The sequence below is a fragment of the Agrobacterium sp. 22094 genome (assembly GCF_052046015.1).
Taxonomy (GTDB): Bacteria; Pseudomonadota; Alphaproteobacteria; order Rhizobiales; family Rhizobiaceae; genus Agrobacterium; species Agrobacterium cavarae.
Map to the genome: position 1 here is coordinate 1,665,801 of NZ_JBQEPX010000001.1, position 17,320 is coordinate 1,683,120.

A 17,320-nucleotide genomic window follows, 5' to 3' on the forward strand; every position below is an offset into this window, starting at 1 on the left:
AAAGCTAGCCGCCGCTACGTCTTGCCAAATAGACCGTCGCCCCACCACAGTTCTGGTCGTCGATCTCATGTGCGATGATCTGAAAGCCACCGCCAGCAAGGATCACCCGATACTCCTCAAATGCCAGGCTGGCGTGATAAAGCGGTTGGCCACAGAAACGTCCAAGCTTTTCCCGACGGTCTGGCCCCGCCGTAAACATCAAGACGGCCTCTTCTGCTGCCAGGCGCATGCATGTTTGGAGGACAATTTGCTGGTCGTCCGGCGTCAGGTGAAAGAGGCTGTGCCAGGCGATCAGGCCATCAAATCGGCTATCCAATTTCATATCGCGCATATCTCGGACCAGCCATTGATGGCCGGGAAAGCGCGCACGACAAAGCGAAATCAGCGCTGGCGAAGCATCGATGCCAGTCACCTCGTGACCGTTTTCGATGCAGTAGCGCGCGATGGGCTCCCCGGCTCCGCATCCGATGTCCAGTATCGAAGCCTTCGGCGGCAGATATACGAGAAACCTGTCCAGCCAATGCTTCTCCATCAGCACGCGGCTGCGCGACCGATCAAAATCCGCAGCATATGTCTGGTACAGCGCGATGACATTGCTTGCGGCATCAGCAGACATGACCGCTTCTACCGATGGGTGGCGTAGCGCTGAATATCGCGCAGGAACTCGCCGCGCACCACCTCGCCCATTGGCTGCTCCGATGGCTTGTCGCCCACACGCAGGCGAACGAAGACGATGTGCTGACCTTCGCGTTCGGCCCAGCCGACGAACCAACCGAAGGGCCGATTGGGATCTGGCTTACCATCCGGCCCCTTCATGGTGCCGGTCCCGGTCATGCCATGAGCACTCCAGGCTTCCGCACCATCAAACACCGGAACGATGGCCTTGGTCTTGTTCTGCGCATCACGAGAAAAAGGCAGGTTGTTGGCCAACAGTCGGCGCATGAACCCCACCTGCTCGACCGGAGAAATCTCCGGGGAGGTGTTCACCCAGGAGTCGGTCAGCCCATTGTCCTTGCCCGGCTCTCCGGCCACGTCACCATTGCCGAAACCGAGGCGCCGGACATAGGAGACAAATTTCTCCTTGCCGAGACGTCTGGTGATCTCGCGCGAATACCAGCGGATCGACTCTTTCTGCCAGGTCGTCGGATCGACTGTCTTGCGCTCCTGCGGCGCGGCATCCATGCCCTTTTGCCAGTCCCAGGCCGGATTGAACTCGTCCTGCAGAATTCCGGCGTCATAACCGATCAGCGCAAGCGGCACCTTGAAGGTGGAGGCTGGCGAGACGCGCCTGTCGCAGGCGCCCTGCTGGTTGATGACGGCACCGGTTTCCACCGATGTGACCAGCGTGCATTCGAAAGGCTGCACGGCCTGAGCGCGCGCGGGCCCGACACCGGATAAAAGAACGCAGATCGGCGCAAGAAGCGTTAAAGCACGCCGCACTCTTTCAGATGCGCTCTTCACGCTTGAGCTCCTGGTTTTCTCGCATGACGTCATCGCAAAACCGGGTCACGTTTTTACGCTGGCCATGCTTTTGACTTTGGCGCATGCAGGGTCCTTGATTGTCCGGCAGATTATCATAGCCGGGAACGGGCCTAAGAAAAGCAAGGTAGCGGGATACAGGGGTCATGCGGCAGGAATAGGACGGGATTTTACACGGGCCGAAGAGAGCGCACGGGTTTGTACTCAACGCGGTTTTTGCGCCTCCGGTCGCTCTCCCACCGTCAAAGGCCAGTCCACCACATAGTCCTCAAAGTCGTCCACATCGACGTCATTCTCATTGACGGTGCGACCACGCGCGGAAATGCCCGCCACGTGAACGGTTTCGGGATCACCCGACACCAGATGGTGCCACCAGTAGAGATCCTGCCCGTCCCGCACCAGCGCATAGGCGCATGTCGGCGGCAACCAGCCGATCTCATCGACCAGCTTCAGATCGAGCTGGATGCAATCGGGCACGGTGGCACGGCGGTTTTCATAATCGGAACAGCGACAGCTCGTGCCATCCAGCAGTTGGCAGGCGACGGAGGTGAACACCACCTCGCCCGTATCCCAGTCTTCCAGCTTGTTGAGACAGCAGAGGCCACAGCCATCGCATAGGCTCTCCCATTCGCTGTTACTCATTTGCGCCAGCGATTTGGTTTTCCAGAACGGCGCGTCACTCATCGTTAAGATTTCCGTTTCATTTTGCATCTTCGGGCATCAAATAGGAAAGCCCGTTTTGTCGTATCGCCATAGGCTGGATTATAAGATAATTCTTAAATCCGGCGGAGTGGTGGTGAGGAATGACCCGCGCAAGCTTATCGCGTCAAGCGTTCACTCACCACATCGAACAGGAATACGTTTCAGGTGCAGGAAGACAACAACAAGAAACCGGCGCGCCGTAAACGCCATATTCTGCTTCGCATCGATTCCTGGATCGATTCGAGCCTGTGGACAGCCGCATCCCGTGTGTTCGATTTCTGGGAAGAGGTGACGATCGCCTCTCGCAAGCTGCATGTGCGCGGCTGGAAGAAATTTCTCGTCAACATGACCTGCAACGCGCTGACCGTCGGTACGGCCGGCTCCGTCGTCATGCTGGCGCTGGCGCTGCCCGCCTTCGAGGAAACCAAGAAGGACTGGCGCTATCGCGGTGATTTTGCCGTGACTTTCCTTGATCGCTACGGCAACACGATCGGCCATCGCGGCATCATTCACGAAGATTCCGTTCCAATCGACCAGATGCCGGATCACTTCATCAAGGCGGTTCTGGCAACGGAAGACCGACGCTTCTTCGACCATTTCGGCATCGATTTCATCGGCCTTGCCCGCGCCATGAGCGAGAATGCGCGCGCAGGTGGCGTCGTCCAGGGCGGCTCGACGCTGACGCAGCAGCTTGCCAAAAACCTGTTTCTGACCAATGAGCGCTCGCTGGAGCGCAAGATCAAGGAAGCCTTCCTGGCATTGTGGCTGGAAGCCAACATGTCGAAGAAGGAAATCCTCGCGCTCTATCTCGACCGCGCCTATATGGGCGGCGGCACCTTCGGTGCAGCGGCGGCTGCGCAATTCTATTTCGGCAAGAATCTGACGGACGTCACATTGGCGGAATCCGCCATTCTTGCCGGCCTGTTTAAGGCTCCGGCGAAATACGCGCCGCATGTGAACCTGCCGGCTGCGCGTGCGCGCGCCAACACGGTTCTTTCCAACCTCGTCCAAGGCGGCTTGATGACCGAAGGCCAGGTGGTCGGTGCACGTCGCAACCCGGCGACGGTCATCGACCGCGAAGAGGTCCAGGCACCCGATTACTTCCTCGACTGGGCGTTCGACGAAGTGCAGCGCCTGGCCAGGGACGGCAAGATCAAGGATCACACCGTGGTGGTGCGCACCACCATCGACACCGGCCTACAACAGGCCGCAGAGCAGGCCATGGAAGGGAGCCTTCGTGAGTTCGGCGAAGGCTACAAGGTCAAGCAGGGCGCAATGGTGATGATCGAGAATGGCGGCGGTATCCGCGCCATGGTCGGCGGTCGCGACTATGGTGAGAGCCAGTTCAACCGCGCAACGGCAGCCCTTCGTCAGCCGGGTTCTTCTTTCAAGGTCTACACCTATTCCGCTGCGATGGAAAAAGGCTACAAGCCGGAAACGCTGATTTCCGACGCGCCTGTCACATGGCGCGGCTGGTCGCCGCAGAATTACGGCCGCTCCTATGCCGGCAAGGTAACGCTGCAGACGGCGCTGGCGAAATCCTACAACACCGTGCCGGTGCGGCTTGCCAAGGATGTGCTCGGCACGCAGATCATCGTCGATACCGCAAAGGCCATGGGCGTTGCCACGCCGCTTCGCAGCGACAAGACCATTCCGCTCGGTACTTCTGAGTTGACAGTGCTGGATCAGGCGACGGGCTACGCCGTCTTCCCGGCGAATGGCATGCAATCGCGCCGCCATGGCATCGAGCAGGTTCTCGACTACGAGGGCAAAGTTCTCTACGACTTCGATCGCGACGAACCGCCGGCGCATCGTGTGCTTTCGGAAGAAGCGACGTCGAAGATGAACCGCATGCTGGTCACCATCCCGGTGGAAGGTACCGCACGGCGTGGAGCGCTCGACAATGGTATAGTCTCCGGCGGCAAGACCGGAACGTCCCAGGCCTATCGCGACGCCTGGTATGTCGGCTTCACCGGCAACTACACGACGGCGGTGTGGTTCGGGAATGACGACTTCACCTCGATGAACAACATGACCGGCGGCGCCCTTCCCGCCATGACCTTCAAGCGGCTGATGGACTATGCCCATCAAGGCATGGAACTGCGTCCTATTCCAGGCATCCAGAACCCGCTGCCAACCGGCTCGCGCCCGCAACCTGGCGCCAATGGCGCTCAGGTGGCCTCAGCTGACGCCAATGCACTGCCGGCTCTCACCCGCCCCCGCTCTCTTTCGGCAGAAGCCACCCGCGTTCTTCGCGCAGTCGGCCAGCAGTTGAAAGAGGCTTCCGCGCCGACCTTGTCGCCGCAGAAGGTGGCTGATGTGGGCGGTGATGGGGTGAAGCGTTGAGAGGCTGACACCTTCAAGCGACCGAAAGCCGCTGATGGTTTTTGAAGTGGCCGAGCGCCAGCATCAGGCATAGCGCGGCTCCGCTGCAGACAATCATCAGCGAAAGCATGGCGGACGGGCCCGCAGTCGCCATGAGGAATGAAAGAAGCGGCGGCGCGGTGGCATTCACGAGATTCATAGGCAGGCCGATCATCGACATCGCTGCGGCGTAGTCTGATTTCTCGTAGAACTCCAATGGCATGGTCGCCCGCGCGACGGCGAAAGCGCCGCTGCCAATGCCGAAGATCACGACATAGGCAAGGATAGCTCCACTGCTCGCACCGAGAATCACAGGTATCAGCATAGCAACGGGGATCATGGCTCCTGAAAAGATTCCGGCTCGAACCGCGTTCCATCGTTTGCCTCCCACCAATTCTATCAGCCGCCCGCCCGCTTTCAGAATGCCCATGAGGGAGGCCAGACCAACCGCCAAACTCAGGTCTGCGCCCAGCGCCTTGAAAAGCTCTATGCCGACCGCTTCCATTCCCAAGGTGACAAAGCTGTTCAGCGAGATCGCGGCGACGAGGAACCAGAGAATGTGGCCTTTCCGACTTGTGGTTCTGCTGGAGACTGGAGCGGCGGGATGGCTTCTGACATCCGGCAGGCTCAAGGCGATCAAGGGGAGCACAAGAAGAAGAATGCCGCCCGCATAGATTTGCGTTGCGCCGCGCCAACCGACGAGGTGATCAAGCCACGCCGTCAGCGGCCAGAAGACGCTGCCGGCAAGGCCGGTAACCAGCATCAATGACCCGATCATGCCTCGCGCTCTGTTGCCTGCGAACTCCGCGAGATAGGCATAAGCAGAGGTGGTGAGAAACATGGCACCGCCAACGCCGATGGCGCACCAGCTTGCCAGGTAGGCCAAGAGTGAGTTGACGCTCCCCATCGCAGCAAGGCCGATACAGATCACGCTTGCACCGCATAGCATGACGTGTTTCACCCCCAACCTCGCGAAGGCTTTCCCCGCAACAGGTGCGGACAGGCCCATCACCACATACATCGCTGTCACACCGAGGAACGCCGTCGCTGGGTCGGTTTGAAAATCTTTAGCAATGGAGGATGCCAGCACCGGCAGGATGCCGACCACCCCCCATCCGGCGATTTGGGTGATGGCCAGAGTTATAAAGACAAGGACACGCGATTTCATCGCTGCACGCTAATGCGGTCGCGTGTCAATCATGTAACATCCTTGCCTGGACAATCGTCACGCTTTTGGAATTCAGCGGGCGTTTGTCGCAGAGAAGGCGACGCATCCACTGCCAAGTCATCCATCTGACCTCACCGCCAACCCGCACGTCAAAATAGCTGCAACCAAATCGCACCTCCAACCGTTTGCAAGAGCACAAAAGCGCCCATCGGGACTTGGGCGCTCCCCTCAATACCGGTTGGAGCCAAGACATGAGTGATGCATCCCACGGGGAAGCTTCCGCCTATCCTTTTCAGTTGCTGTTCGTGCCTTTTCCCTTTGTCTGCTTTTCGCTGACGTTTGCGACGGACATTGCCTATTGGCGCACCGCCAACCTGATGTGGTCGAATTTTTCGGCTTGGCTTCTTTTCGCGGGGCTGGTCGCCGGCGGTCTGGCAATTCTTGCCGGTCTTATCGATCTGCTGCGTAGGCGCACACGACCGATGCGTCCGTCCTTCGTCTCCATCATCCTTTTCATCGTGATGCTGATCCTCGCCTTCATCAACAGCCTCGTTCACGCAGGTGACGGTTGGACGGCTGTGGTGCCTTACGGGCTGCTGCTTTCGGCCATCACCTTCGTGGTGTCGTTGATGGCTGTTTCCGCCTCCTCCCGCAAATATGCCCGTCTGGCCTGGAGAGTATGATCATGGTTTCCCGCATTTTAGCCCCCGCCCTGCTGCTTGCAGGCGTTGCACTCATTCTGCCGGCCTGCAGCGACCAGAACGATAATTTCGATATTTCCCAGCAGATCGGCCCCGACCCTGTCCTTCCCGAGCCCTCCATGAGCCTTATCCCCGACCTGAAGGTCGCAGAGGTGGTGGGCTGGAAGGACGGTGAAATGCCGACGGTGCCGGAAGGCCTGAAGATTTCCGTCTACCAGAAGGACCTCGTCAATCCGCGCACCGTGCATACGTTGCCGAATGGCGACGTTCTGGTCGTGCAGTCGCGGGCACCGGAGGGTGGGCAATCATCGTCGCGTCCCAAGGACATCATCCGCAGCTTCATCATGTCGATTGCCCATGGCGAAACCGGTGGACCGCCGAAGGAAAGCAACATCATCACCCTGCTTCGGGACACGAACCGAGACGGCATTGTGGATGAACGCCACGATCTTCTGAAGAAGCTCGACTCGCCGTTTGGCGTCGCCTTTGCCGACAACACGCTTTATGTCGCAACGTCCAATGAAATCCTCGCCTATCCCTATCAACTGGGTCAGAACGAAATCACCGCCGAACCGCGCGTGCTGACCCAGCTTCCGGGTGGCCCGATCAATCACCACTGGACAAAGGATCTGGCACTGAGCCCCGATGGCAAGTTCCTCTATGCCTCCGTCGGATCGAACTCGAACATCACCGAAAACGGGCTGGAGGCCGAGAAGAACCGCGCCGCCATCCTGCAGGTCGACCGTCAGACGGGTGCGTGGAAACTCTTTGCGTCCGGCTTGCGCAATCCGAACGGTCTTGCCTTCAACCCCGAAAGCAAGGAGTTGTGGGCCGTGATCAACGAGCGCGACGAGCTCGGCCCGAACCTTGTGCCCGATTACATGACCTCGGTGAAGGAAGGCGGGTTCTACGGCTGGCCGTGGAGCTATTACGGCAACCATGTGGATGACCGCGTGCATCCTCTCCGGCCGGATATGGTGGAGAAGGCAATCAAGCCGGATTACGCGCTGTCCAGCCATGTTGCTGCACTCGGCCTTACTTTCTCGCTGAACTCGGCGCTGCCGGCCCCCTACCAGAACGGCGCCTTCATCGGCGAACATGGAAGCTGGAACAGGACGGCCTTCAATGGCTACCGCGTGACCTTCGTGCCGTTCGAAAACGGCAAGCCCGTCGGCAAGACGCAGGACGTGGTGACGGGATTCATTCAGGGCGACAAGGCGAGAGGCCGTCCCGTCGGCGTCGGCATCGACGGCACCGGCGCGTTGCTGGTAGCAGATGATGCGGGCAATACGGTGTGGCGTGTCGCAGCCGCAGATGGCGCTGTCACACCGGCGCCGATTGCGACCGACGATGTCTCCGGCACATCGTCGGGCCCTGCCCAAGCGGGACAACCGGCAGCACCCGCTGCTCCCGCCCAGCCTGCGGCACCCGCACCTGCACAGCCCGCAGCTCCCGCATTGCCGGCACCGCCCGCCCCTGCGAATTGAGAAATATCGATGATAAGGAACGGCTGGCCACCTGATCGGGTGGCCGGCCCTTTTTATGACGTCCGCGCGGCCTTACGCCCGCGCATCTTGGCGTCGTTGAATGCGATCGCGGACCGGATCAGCGCCGATAGCGCATCGTCATCAATGTCATCACCTTCGCGAAGGTCGATCGCACGGCGTGTCCCTCCGTCAAGCGAAGCGTTGAACAGACCGAACGGATCCTCCAGCGACGCGCCGTGAGGGAAGGTCATTTTTACGGTGGAGCGATAGGTCTCCCCGGTACAGATGATGCCGTTGCAGGCCCAGACGGGCACGCCACGCCATTTCCAGTCCTCCTCCACACGTGGATCCGCACTGCGAATAATAGATCTGATCCGCGACAGCGCCTGCCCACGCCAGTCCGTCAACTCGGCAATCCGTCCGTCGATCAGCCGGGAAGCCGGAGAGCCTTCCTCATCCTCTGTCGGAGCGATGCCCACAGAGTCGGCGGCGTCCATATGCATGTGCTCTCCTCCACCATCAGCGCTAGGTAGCGCATCCTAGCACATGCAACCTTGATTTGAACTTTATAAATACTGAAAAACACGACAAGCGCACAGAAGGCTGCAAAATATTGCGGGTCCTTCAAAGCCAAAAAAAGTCTTTGCCTTTCAACGCGAAAGACTACAGCGGCAGGGGTGGGCAGCTTGAATATCCCCATCGAAGGTGAGCAATTGCACGCGAGGGACATCTCATCTAGGGGGAACTACTATGAAGAAACTCAATCCAGTGCTCGCCGCTCTGGCAGTGTTCGTCTGTACATCCGCAATGGCACAGGCCGACGACCTGACCTTTACGCTGAAGAACGGTACCAAGTCCGTCCTGACGCGCTTTTACACATCGCCGGTTGGCGTCAATGAATGGGAAGACGACGTCTTCGGCGAGCAGGTTCTCGAACCGGGCGAAAGCATAGACATCACCATTGCCGACGGCCGCACGGTCTGTCGCTACGACATGCGTTTCGAGTTCGAAGAAGGCTCCGGCCTCGACACGACGGAAGACAGACAGGATCTCTGCAAGCTCGGTTCTTACACGATTCACGAGTAAGAGACAGCTCGTAAGGGCGCTGGCGTCATCGATCAGCGCCCTACGGCACCTGCCCAAGAATCGAAAACATTTTTTGAGAGCGCGACATGCCGATCCAAAGAGCGAGGTGCGTCCGTTTCGCGTCCAAAGGGACGTACGCGCTCTGGGAACGAAGACTGAGTTTACGGTGTCGCTTGCAGAATCCTGCGAGACACGCGCTTCGGAGCCGGCGCAGATGCACGCCTGGCTCTTTTACGCAGCCAAGAGGGCGACACTTCGACCCTCCTCCACCGGAGTTTCCCAACGCCGCACATATTTCAGAACCAGAATATTCCAGTACAGGTTTGCCCATCCCTCATCCAGGGCATTTCCCCGAGTCGGAATCAATGCTAACCGTGACACTGCTCCAAATCGGGAAAGCAGTGTGTTTCGAGTTCCGTTTCTTGTCGCCATCTCGCTCGTCATTGCCTTCGGCGGTGGCATCGTTTCCACGCTTGTGGCGCTGGAAGCCACATCCGGTTTCGGGTCGATCAAGATCGGTGCGTGGAACGCGTTTCCCGAATCGCAGACGATCGAAGCGGACCCTTACGCCAAGGCGCACCGGGCGGATGCAGGCAAGCTTCTCTATGGAACGGCTGAAGGTTTGGCCTTTACCGCGGCGAATGACAGCAGCGGCCAGCGCTTGACCGGCCAGTGCCGCTATACGCTTACCGGCAACCTGCCGCCTGCCCGCTTCTGGACCATCTATGTTGCCGATCAACAGGGTAATCTTTTGGATGACGGATCTGGACGGCCGATCGCCCTGAATTCACGCAACCTTCTGCACGGCCCTGAAGGTGGTGTCTCCATTACGCTTGCGTCAACGGCAACGCCGTTCAACTGGCTTGCCGTGCCGACAAACGGCGATTTCAAGCTGGTCCTGACGCTGCTCGATACCCCGATTGCTGGAAGTGCGGGTCTGATCGACATCACCATGCCGACGATCAACAAAACGGATTGCGGCAATGCTTAGGCTCATTTTGGCAATCTTCACGGGCCTGGTGGGTGCAGCTGTCCTCCACCTCGTCATCCTCTTCTCGATCCCGCACTTTTCCAACCGCGATGCCTACACGCGCGCAGAATTTCAGGCTGTGCCCAATCGTTTTCATCTGGTCGACAAGGATGGTCACCGCAAGGGTGGTCTGAGCAGCGAAGACCCTTTCATGCGGGTTGCCGTGTGTACCTATAACGTCGAAGAGAAGCCGGTCAGGCTGTCGGCCTTCGGTGCCGTGCCGTTCTGGTCGATCGCAATTTTCGACAGTGCATCCAATGAAATCTTCAGCATGAACGACCGCACATCGGCTGGGGGTGAACTGGATATTCTGATTTCCACCCCGGAGCAGAGCGGTGCCATTCGCAAGGCGGAAGTTCAAGCGCTATCGAAATCGATTTTGGTGGAAGCAAATCGCAACGAGGGCTATGCCGTTTTGCGAACGATGGTACCGCAGGCAAGCTTCCTGGAGGAAGCAGAGCGGTTTCTCGGAGAGGCTACATGCGAGCCCGCACCGCTGAAGTAGGCGCACTTCAGAGCACCATAAAAGATCGGTCAGGCGTTGAGAGCCGTTTCGGAAGACGCCGCCGCATTGCCCTTCCGCTTGCGCGTCTTGGTCTTCTCGGCGAAGTCATAACGCTCGTAGCGCACACCGGTAAAAAACAGCAGCTGCGCTGGGCCGGCTGCGATTGCGTTCGCGTCAGCCGTTTTGTGAGGACGGCGCGTCGCCGTCGAAATCGAAATAATGTCTGCCATTGCCATCTCCTTTCACAGGCACGACGGATGTTGTTGACCGGATCGCGATGCATGACTTTCCATCCGACGATCCAGTATGAGGAAGCGCCATATCGAGCTTTTCAGCAAAAATTTCTTCTTGATCTGCGTGCCGGAGTCTTCAGGACGGCGGCATCAAGCCGATATGGAATGCCAGTACCACTACATCGGGCATCACCAGTCCACGGACTGGGCATTAACTGAGGCTTGGACATTCGTCCGTCCCTCATAAGCGAGCTCATGTCAGAACTTTAGCACCGAATCTCGGACTTGCCCACGACATTAGAATCATCGGGAGGTTAAGCAAAGGTTAATAATAAAAGCGGCTTGCAGCCTTCCCTCCAATATTGAGGTTCATTACGCCCCAATTCCGGTTCATACGAGAGGAACGCCAAAGTTGGCTTGCGGTTCCAGCGGGTCGAAAAATCCTTTCGTTAACAAAACAGCTGTGAATAAGCTGAAAAATCCTCTTGCCGACGCCCGTGGTTAACAGGGCGTCAACGCATTCGTTATAGTTTGAGCGCTCCTGTAGTTTTGCGTCTGGTTGGGTATTGCGTTGACAGACCGTTTTCGAGAACTGGAACGGCCAAGGGCCGAGAGGAAGAAGGACGTGGTATTGATGGCAACCGTCTCGAGTTTCGAAGGCTTGCCTTACCCGTCGAAATCAGAATTGCGACAGTTCGCAGAACTGTTCATGCCGCTGTTTTCCGCGTCCACCGCCGAAGCGAAGAGAGAGGCGATTGCGGCGCTGTCGCAGAACCCGAACGTGCCCTCGGCCGTCGCGTTCTTCATCGCCAGCCAGCCGATTTCGCTGTCCGCACCGTTTCTCGTCTCCTCCAAGGCGCTGGATGACGAGACGCTGATTGCGATTGCACGAACGCAAGGGGCGGCGCACGCTCGTACGATCGTCCGGCGCGAAGACCTCTCCCCCACTGTCGTCGATGCCTTGGTGGGCTTACGTCACTCCCGCCACGCGACCGGCTCAACGCACGACAATCTTCAAAGCTCTACGTCTCCAGCGGCGCTGACCGAAAGCGAGGCGCGTGCCGAGCGGGAAGAGAAGCTGCGCAGGCAACTGCGTACCATGGCGCGACAGATGCACCGCCCTGCGGGCGACACGCTTGGCGTTCGCCGCCTGACCGAAGTACAGGAAGCCCTGCTTGTGCGGTTTGCACGTGAACGCGACGCAAGCCGTTTCGCCGCCACGCTTTCCGACTCGCTGTCTGCAAGCCACTGGCTGTCGGAGCGCATCCTCCTCGATATTTCCGGTCGGCAACTGGCAACAACGCTTGTCGGCATCGGCATGGATACCGACGACGCCATCTTCATCCTCGAAAGCTTCTACCCGCATATGCGCCAGCTCGTTGGCGATATCAGCCGTGCGGAATCCATGCTGGAGTCGTTGGAGACGGCCGAGTGCGAGGAGCGGATCGAAAGCTGGCGACGGGCAGATCGCTACACCACGAGTTCCGGCAGCGACGCCGACGAGCGTCGTGAAGAGCCCGCTCCAACCCACAAGCTTGTGGTGCGCCGTTAAGGTCGATCGCTGGATGCGGTAGAAGGAAAGGATCTGTCACCCCACGATGGTGAACAGGTCTCCGACCTTGTCGGTTTCAAGTTCGACCACCCAGAGATCGGCGTCAAAGCGACGCTCTTTTTCCAGTAGCGCCTCTACCTCCTGGGCTTGCGCTTCAGTGAGACGACGTTCGAAGCGGCGCTCGGCCCTCACCTCCTCGTCTTCGGCGAAGCTCTGGGGTGCAGGACCATAGAGATTTTCGCGCCCATCACGCAGGCGTTGGCGGATAAAGATCGCGCCGGCCTCGTCGGCCCCCTTGCGTTCGATAGCGGCGAAATCACCTGCAGCGAAGACGCGGCGCGTGAGGGCGGAAACGAAGATTTCGGATTTGAGGCGCATGGGAGAACTATAGGACCTCAGGGACAATGGGGCCATGCTTTTGTTAGCCGCGAGACTGGTCCTGGTCGCCAGGTACCAAACCGTGGGGGGAAGGGTGAAAGTCCCAATTATTGAGTGTTTTGGCGTCAAGCGCTCGTCCTTTGAATCGCGAAAGGACGGCAAATGACCAGGAGGCTCAGTCAGAGATTCAACTGAGGCTCACAAGGCCCCGATAGATTTCAGCTTTTTCAGCACCGCTTCGCTCGGCTCGCCTGTTTCCGGCAGGCGATAATGCTTTTCGAAATTGCGAATGGCCTGACGGGTCTGTTCGCCGGCAACGCCATCCACTTTCACATCGGCATAGGCAATGTTGACGAGGCCTTGCTGGATCTTGGAAACCAGATCCTTCCCGACCGGCTTTGCACCACTGTCGGACGTAAGAGACACGTTCTGCGCCTTCGGCGGATGAACCTCTGCGTTGCGAATGGCGGCTGCGACGGGGTCGATCGCCACTCCGCCCCCATTGGCTGCTGCTGGTCGATCCTTCGGCAGGGCTTTGGGAATGGCGGCGACGGTTGTCGCGCTGTCGATCTTCAAAGCCGAGAGAATGCGGCTGGTCGGCTCCCCCGTCTGTTCCATGCCGACCGTCTCTTCGAAGAAGAGGATGGCCGCCGTCGTGCGCGGTCCCGTCAGACCATCGGCCGGACCATCGTAGAGGCCGCGGCGCGCGAGTTCCCGCTGGATTTCTGCGACGAGTTCGGATGGCGGATGGGTGCCGGCCGGCTGTGCCTGACCGGCGGGTACCGCTGCCCCCCCCTGCCCTGCCGGAGGCTGAGCCTCAGTCTGCTGCGTGGGTTCTGGAACATCCGTCTGGCGCTCTATGCGGAACGTCGTGACATTGCCGTGCTGGCCAAGCGTCGATGTCATGCGATAGCCGGCAATGCCGTTTGGATCTTCCTCATCACGCGTGCGCAGGAACGGGGATGGATGGTGGCCGGGTTGATACCAGAGAGCGTTGGCAGCGACGAAGCCGAAAACGACAAGGAACGCGGTCGAGCCGCCGACCAGTTTGGGATGGCTCAGAATCTGCTGGCCGAGGGCGCGTACGGCCACGGACAGCAAACCCGGCTCCTTCCGGACCGTCTTTTTCCTAGGCGATTTTCGCTTTGGCGCGGCCATCCGCAGTGTCCTTCCTCTTCATCATGTCGGCGCCACCCGCCGTGTCTTTCAGGCGCGGCGGAAATTCCACCGGCGCATCGGCATCTTCACAGCTGCTGAGCGGCTGGCCGGAGCCATCAGCCGGCATCAATATGGTGACAACCGTTCCCTCGCCCGGCTTGCTGGTGATGACAAGGCTTCCGCCATGCAATTCCACAAGTCCTTTGACGAGCGACAGTCCAAGCCCCGTGCCCTCATAGCGACGGGTATAATCATTCTGAACCTGCATGAACGGGCGGCCCAGAAGTTCGATCTTGTCGGCGGCAATACCGATGCCGGTGTCGCTGACCGTCAGCTTGAGCATCTCGCCCTGCAGAGCCGCATCAATCACCACCACACCACCGGATTCGGTAAACTTGATGGCGTTGCTCGCAAGATTGATCAGAACCTGCTGGATGGCGCGCTGATCGGCAACGACTTCCGTCAGATCGCGCTGGATGCGGCTTGTCAGCGTCAAGCCCTTCTGCTTTGCCTGAAGACCCAGCATGCCTTCGCAGGACGCGATGACATCGCCGATGCGGAAAGGCTCCATCATCAATTCGTAGCGACCGGCCTCAAGCTTGCTCATATCCAGCATGGTGTTGACGACCGACAGCAGGTGACCACCCGACTGGCGAATGAGTTTGACATATTCGCGCTGGCGATCATTCTCCAGTTTGCCGAAATATTCGCCGGCGAGAATATCGGAGAAGCCCAGGATGGCATTGAGAGGGGTGCGCAGTTCGTGGCTGACAGCGGCGAGAAAACGCGACTTCGCCTCCGTCGCCGTCTCTGCCTCGATCGTCCTGCGGGCCGCTTCGCGGCGCAAAGCTTCCAACTCGCTGACATCGATAAGCTGACCGACGACGCGCACCAGCCGACCGAACTGGTCCCGCTCTGCGGTCATATCCATGCGGGCATAGACGAACTGAATCTGCCGATTGACGGAGCCGGTCTCGAAACGCAGATCGACGCTGGCGTGATCCTCACCCTGGCGCATCGTGTCGAAAGCCTGCATCAGGGCGATGCGATCGGAAACATGGACCATCTCGGCGAGGATATGGCCGGCGCAGTTCTGCAGCTGAAGCGGAAACTGCCGCAGGTCGCGACCTGATACCGCGTGAACGATGCCCTGCTCGTTGAAGAACAGCAGGAGACCTGGCACCTGCGATGCAAGCTGCTCACGGTCGATGACAGCGTCCTGAGCCTCGCGCGCGGGCTTATAGACCGTCAGGAGCACAGCGCAGGATGCCAGAAACAGCGCAACGACAAGGGCTGCACCGAGCGGCAGCGCCACGGATGCCGGCAGGACAAAGCAGATGATGGCGGGAACGATGAAGAGCGCCACAAGAGAGAAAGCAACGAGGCGGCGCAGAACGGCGATGATCGCCAAGCTTTCGCTGGCATCGTCTTCCATGCGCGACAGCCACATGCCCGCGACATGATCGACCAACGCAATCGCTTTTTCCGCTATGTTACGCAATACCAGTACACCGCATTCTAAAAGCAGCAGGCTCGAACCTACCTTGAAACATGCCCGACAATAGGGCTCCGCGGCTTAAGGAATGGATAAAAGCAGGCGCGCCAAAGCCGCCTCAAGCACCATCAAGTCCCATTTCGGGGCAAATCACAAGCACTTTGTCTGTTATGGTTAATGACGGGTAAGCAGAGGATTTCCTTGTATTTTTTCGGTACCGTTAAGATTTGTGGCGGGCGTTATCGTCGCGAAGGCCTGCGATTGCGCGCGCCCGCCGCAATTATGCTTAACATCGGTCGCTAAAATCCGACCTAAATCACAATCGTCACCAGCGGCGGGAACAAGTCGCTAAAATTTGAATTAAATCACGCGTTTTTTTGCAAAGGGGTGTTGGTCTCTTGGCTCTAGGGTGTTTGCAAGCCCGGACAACAGGGCAACAGCGGATGATCCGAAAAGGGCGCCGGTCAAACAGGGTAGTCTTGCAATGTGGTTTCTGATCAAAGGAACAATCTGGTTTTCGCTGGTGCTGGTCGCACTGTCCTATTTTGGCGGCAACAACACCGATAGCCAGAACTCGCAAATGAACGTCGCCGGCGCGGTTTCCGCTGCCAGCGAAGCCTACCGTTACGTCAGTGCCATCTGCGTCGAAAAGCCGGACGTCTGCGTCAAGGGTGCGGAGACCTTCCATGCTCTGGGTGAGCGGGCACGCGAAGGCGCCAAGGTAGCCTATGAATTGATCGACTCCCACCTGAACACTGCCGATGAACCCAAGGTCGCCCCTGCTGGCGAGGCTGTCGCCAAGGCCGAGACCGTTGCAGCCAGCGACGATATCAAGACCGGAACCATCAAGGTCGATAACACCATTCCCCTGCCGCAGAAGCGCCCCGCGCTCTGACGATAGAGGGAAGCGATCAAGCCTAACCAATTCGAGAGATCCTCTCAAAACCCCTTGTGACTCATCCCCGCTATAGATGAGCCGCCTGACTGCCCGACTCCTGATGCCCTGCCCGAAGCCCATGCTTTGCCGCAGGGCTTTTTTCTTGAGGCAGCGGTTCAATTCCATTCGCCATTGCCCTATATCGGGGCAGCAACATGGATGGCAGGCAAATGGCTTCTCTCGACAAGATCATGGACGACTTCTCCTTCCTGGACGATTGGGAGGATCGCTACCGCTACGTGATCGAACTGGGGAAGGAACTGCCGGATCTGGCGGACGAGAAGAAGACCGCAGAGAACAAGGTCCAGGGCTGCGCCAGCCAGGTCTGGGTCGTAAGCCACAGCGATGGCGGACCTGACCCGATATTGACCTTCGAGGGCGATTCGGATGCGCATATCGTGCGCGGGCTGGTGGCTATCGTGCTCGCCACCTATTCAGGCAAAAAGGCCTCGGAAATTGCCGCCCTCGACGCCATCGAAGTGTTTGGCAAGATCGGTCTGGTCGAACATCTCTCATCGCAGCGCGCCAACGGCCTTCGTTCGATGGTCAATCGCATCCGCGAGGAAGCGAGGCTGCTGGCCGCCTGATCGCGGCGGGCAAAGCCGCCGCTCTCATTGTTCTCAATCGTAGAGATAGTGCTTCGCCCACTGCGATTCCGGCACCTTGTCGCCCACCTTGTAATCGAAGTTGCGGATGCCGAGTGTCGTCGGCGCCACCTGGCATTTGTATCTGAGGCGGAACCATTCGCCACCACTGCGGAAGACCGCGCCGGAAGCCTTGATCGAATCCTTGGCGACATCGGGATCGCCAAAGGCATAGGCAATCACCTTGTCGGGCTTCATGCCTTTCTGCTCCTTGGCAATGCGCTCCATCGCTTCGATATCGCACCGTTGCTCCAGGCGCTCCTCGGGCGCAAGCTGGTTCAACTGTCTTATGACATTTGCATCGATGGCGTAGGACGGAAGCGAGAACGAGAGGACGGAAGAGGCGGTCAAAAGGGCGATCAATAGAGGCTTTTGCATCGGATTTAATGAGGCTTTCTCAA

Annotated in this window: 19 protein-coding genes; 9 read left to right on the forward strand and 10 right to left on the reverse strand. The window is 58.8% G+C overall.

Annotation, left to right across the window (positions count from 1 at the left end):
* Positions 1-4: 4 nt before the first annotated feature.
* The 3 genes from ACTJK5_RS08040 to ACTJK5_RS08050 form a co-directional block, all read right to left on the reverse strand.
* A complete protein-coding gene (locus ACTJK5_RS08040; RefSeq protein WP_113262079.1) occupies positions 5-616 on the reverse strand; it encodes a class I SAM-dependent methyltransferase in 612 nt (203 codons plus the stop codon).
* Between the two features lie 8 nt (positions 617-624).
* Positions 625-1,440, reverse strand: coding sequence for a class D beta-lactamase (gene blaOXA, locus ACTJK5_RS08045; protein WP_440612580.1), 816 nt, complete (start codon positions 1,438-1,440; stop codon positions 625-627).
* A gap of 243 nt (positions 1,441-1,683) precedes the next feature.
* Positions 1,684-2,163, reverse strand: coding sequence for a YcgN family cysteine cluster protein (locus tag ACTJK5_RS08050; RefSeq protein ID WP_062425774.1), 480 nt, complete (start codon positions 2,161-2,163; stop codon positions 1,684-1,686).
* 183 nt (positions 2,164-2,346) lie between these two features.
* Between ACTJK5_RS08050 and ACTJK5_RS08055 the strand changes: the two genes are divergently transcribed.
* Entirely contained in the window at positions 2,347-4,527 is a 2,181-nt protein-coding gene (locus tag ACTJK5_RS08055) for a transglycosylase domain-containing protein (RefSeq protein WP_440612141.1), read from the forward strand.
* Between the two features lie 13 nt (positions 4,528-4,540).
* Here ACTJK5_RS08055 and ACTJK5_RS08060 read toward each other — a convergent pair whose 3' ends face one another.
* On the reverse strand, positions 4,541-5,713 hold the full coding sequence (locus tag ACTJK5_RS08060) for an MFS transporter (RefSeq protein ID WP_440612142.1): 1,173 nt from the start codon (positions 5,711-5,713) through the stop codon (positions 4,541-4,543).
* A gap of 251 nt (positions 5,714-5,964) precedes the next feature.
* Here ACTJK5_RS08060 and ACTJK5_RS08065 point away from each other — a divergent pair, with 251 nt between their 5' ends.
* Both ACTJK5_RS08065 and ACTJK5_RS08070 read left to right on the forward strand, forming a co-directional pair.
* A complete protein-coding gene (locus ACTJK5_RS08065) occupies positions 5,965-6,396 on the forward strand; it encodes a DUF2231 domain-containing protein (RefSeq protein ID WP_112359476.1) in 432 nt (143 codons plus the stop codon).
* A gap of 2 nt (positions 6,397-6,398) precedes the next feature.
* Positions 6,399-7,901, forward strand: coding sequence for a PQQ-dependent sugar dehydrogenase (locus ACTJK5_RS08070; RefSeq protein ID WP_440612143.1), 1,503 nt, complete (start codon positions 6,399-6,401; stop codon positions 7,899-7,901).
* A 53-nt stretch (positions 7,902-7,954) separates the two neighbouring features.
* Here ACTJK5_RS08070 and ACTJK5_RS08075 read toward each other — a convergent pair whose 3' ends face one another.
* Positions 7,955-8,404, reverse strand: a complete 450-nt coding sequence (locus ACTJK5_RS08075) for a DUF1801 domain-containing protein (protein WP_440612144.1) — start codon at positions 8,402-8,404, stop codon at positions 7,955-7,957.
* A gap of 247 nt (positions 8,405-8,651) precedes the next feature.
* Here ACTJK5_RS08075 and ACTJK5_RS08080 point away from each other — a divergent pair, with 247 nt between their 5' ends.
* The 3 genes from ACTJK5_RS08080 (at position 8,652) to ACTJK5_RS08090 (ending at position 10,522) form a co-directional block, all read left to right on the forward strand.
* The gene (locus ACTJK5_RS08080; protein ID WP_144621057.1) at positions 8,652-8,987 is read left to right on the forward strand and encodes a hypothetical protein; all 336 of its coding nucleotides are present in this window, start codon (positions 8,652-8,654) and stop codon (positions 8,985-8,987) included.
* 403 nt (positions 8,988-9,390) lie between these two features.
* Positions 9,391-9,978 (forward strand): DUF1214 domain-containing protein, encoded by a 588-nt coding sequence (locus ACTJK5_RS08085; RefSeq protein WP_062438163.1) that lies wholly within the window; start codon positions 9,391-9,393, stop codon positions 9,976-9,978.
* On the forward strand, positions 9,971-10,522 hold the full coding sequence (locus tag ACTJK5_RS08090) for a DUF1254 domain-containing protein (RefSeq protein WP_062438164.1): 552 nt from the start codon (positions 9,971-9,973) through the stop codon (positions 10,520-10,522). Before ACTJK5_RS08085 ends, ACTJK5_RS08090 begins: the two co-directional genes overlap by 8 nt.
* A gap of 29 nt (positions 10,523-10,551) precedes the next feature.
* Here the strand turns inward: ACTJK5_RS08090 and ACTJK5_RS08095 are convergent, their stop codons facing one another.
* A complete protein-coding gene (locus tag ACTJK5_RS08095; RefSeq protein WP_130977749.1) occupies positions 10,552-10,752 on the reverse strand; it encodes a hypothetical protein in 201 nt (66 codons plus the stop codon).
* Positions 10,753-11,389: 637 nt separating this feature from the next.
* On the opposite strand from ACTJK5_RS08095, the gene ACTJK5_RS08100 reads away from it, so the two are divergent.
* Positions 11,390-12,307 carry a DUF2336 domain-containing protein gene (locus ACTJK5_RS08100; RefSeq protein ID WP_440612581.1) on the forward strand — a complete coding sequence of 306 codons (918 nt, stop codon included), beginning with the start codon at positions 11,390-11,392 and terminating at the stop codon, positions 12,305-12,307.
* A gap of 36 nt (positions 12,308-12,343) precedes the next feature.
* On the opposite strand, the gene ACTJK5_RS08105 is transcribed toward ACTJK5_RS08100, so the two are convergent.
* From ACTJK5_RS08105 to ACTJK5_RS08115, 3 genes are all read right to left on the reverse strand, one after another.
* Positions 12,344-12,685, reverse strand: a complete 342-nt coding sequence (locus ACTJK5_RS08105) for a DUF1491 family protein (RefSeq protein ID WP_440612145.1) — start codon at positions 12,683-12,685, stop codon at positions 12,344-12,346.
* Between the two features lie 198 nt (positions 12,686-12,883).
* A complete protein-coding gene (locus tag ACTJK5_RS08110; RefSeq protein ID WP_335322745.1) occupies positions 12,884-13,843 on the reverse strand; it encodes a peptidoglycan-binding domain-containing protein in 960 nt (319 codons plus the stop codon).
* Complete coding sequence (locus ACTJK5_RS08115; protein WP_113262097.1) at positions 13,815-15,335, reverse strand: sensor histidine kinase; 1,521 nt, start codon at positions 15,333-15,335, stop codon at positions 13,815-13,817. Before ACTJK5_RS08115 ends, ACTJK5_RS08110 begins: the two co-directional genes overlap by 29 nt.
* 487 nt (positions 15,336-15,822) lie before the next feature.
* Here ACTJK5_RS08115 and ACTJK5_RS08120 point away from each other — a divergent pair, with 487 nt between their 5' ends.
* Positions 15,823-16,233, forward strand: coding sequence for a DUF5330 domain-containing protein (locus ACTJK5_RS08120; RefSeq protein ID WP_113262086.1), 411 nt, complete (start codon positions 15,823-15,825; stop codon positions 16,231-16,233).
* A 212-nt stretch (positions 16,234-16,445) separates the two neighbouring features.
* Positions 16,446-16,862, forward strand: a complete 417-nt coding sequence (locus ACTJK5_RS08125) for a SufE family protein (RefSeq protein ID WP_062425787.1) — start codon at positions 16,446-16,448, stop codon at positions 16,860-16,862.
* A gap of 33 nt (positions 16,863-16,895) precedes the next feature.
* Here the strand turns inward: ACTJK5_RS08125 and ACTJK5_RS08130 are convergent, their stop codons facing one another.
* The gene (locus ACTJK5_RS08130) at positions 16,896-17,297 is read right to left on the reverse strand and encodes a DUF930 domain-containing protein (protein ID WP_062438172.1); all 402 of its coding nucleotides are present in this window, start codon (positions 17,295-17,297) and stop codon (positions 16,896-16,898) included.
* Positions 17,298-17,320: the final 23 nt, after the last annotated feature.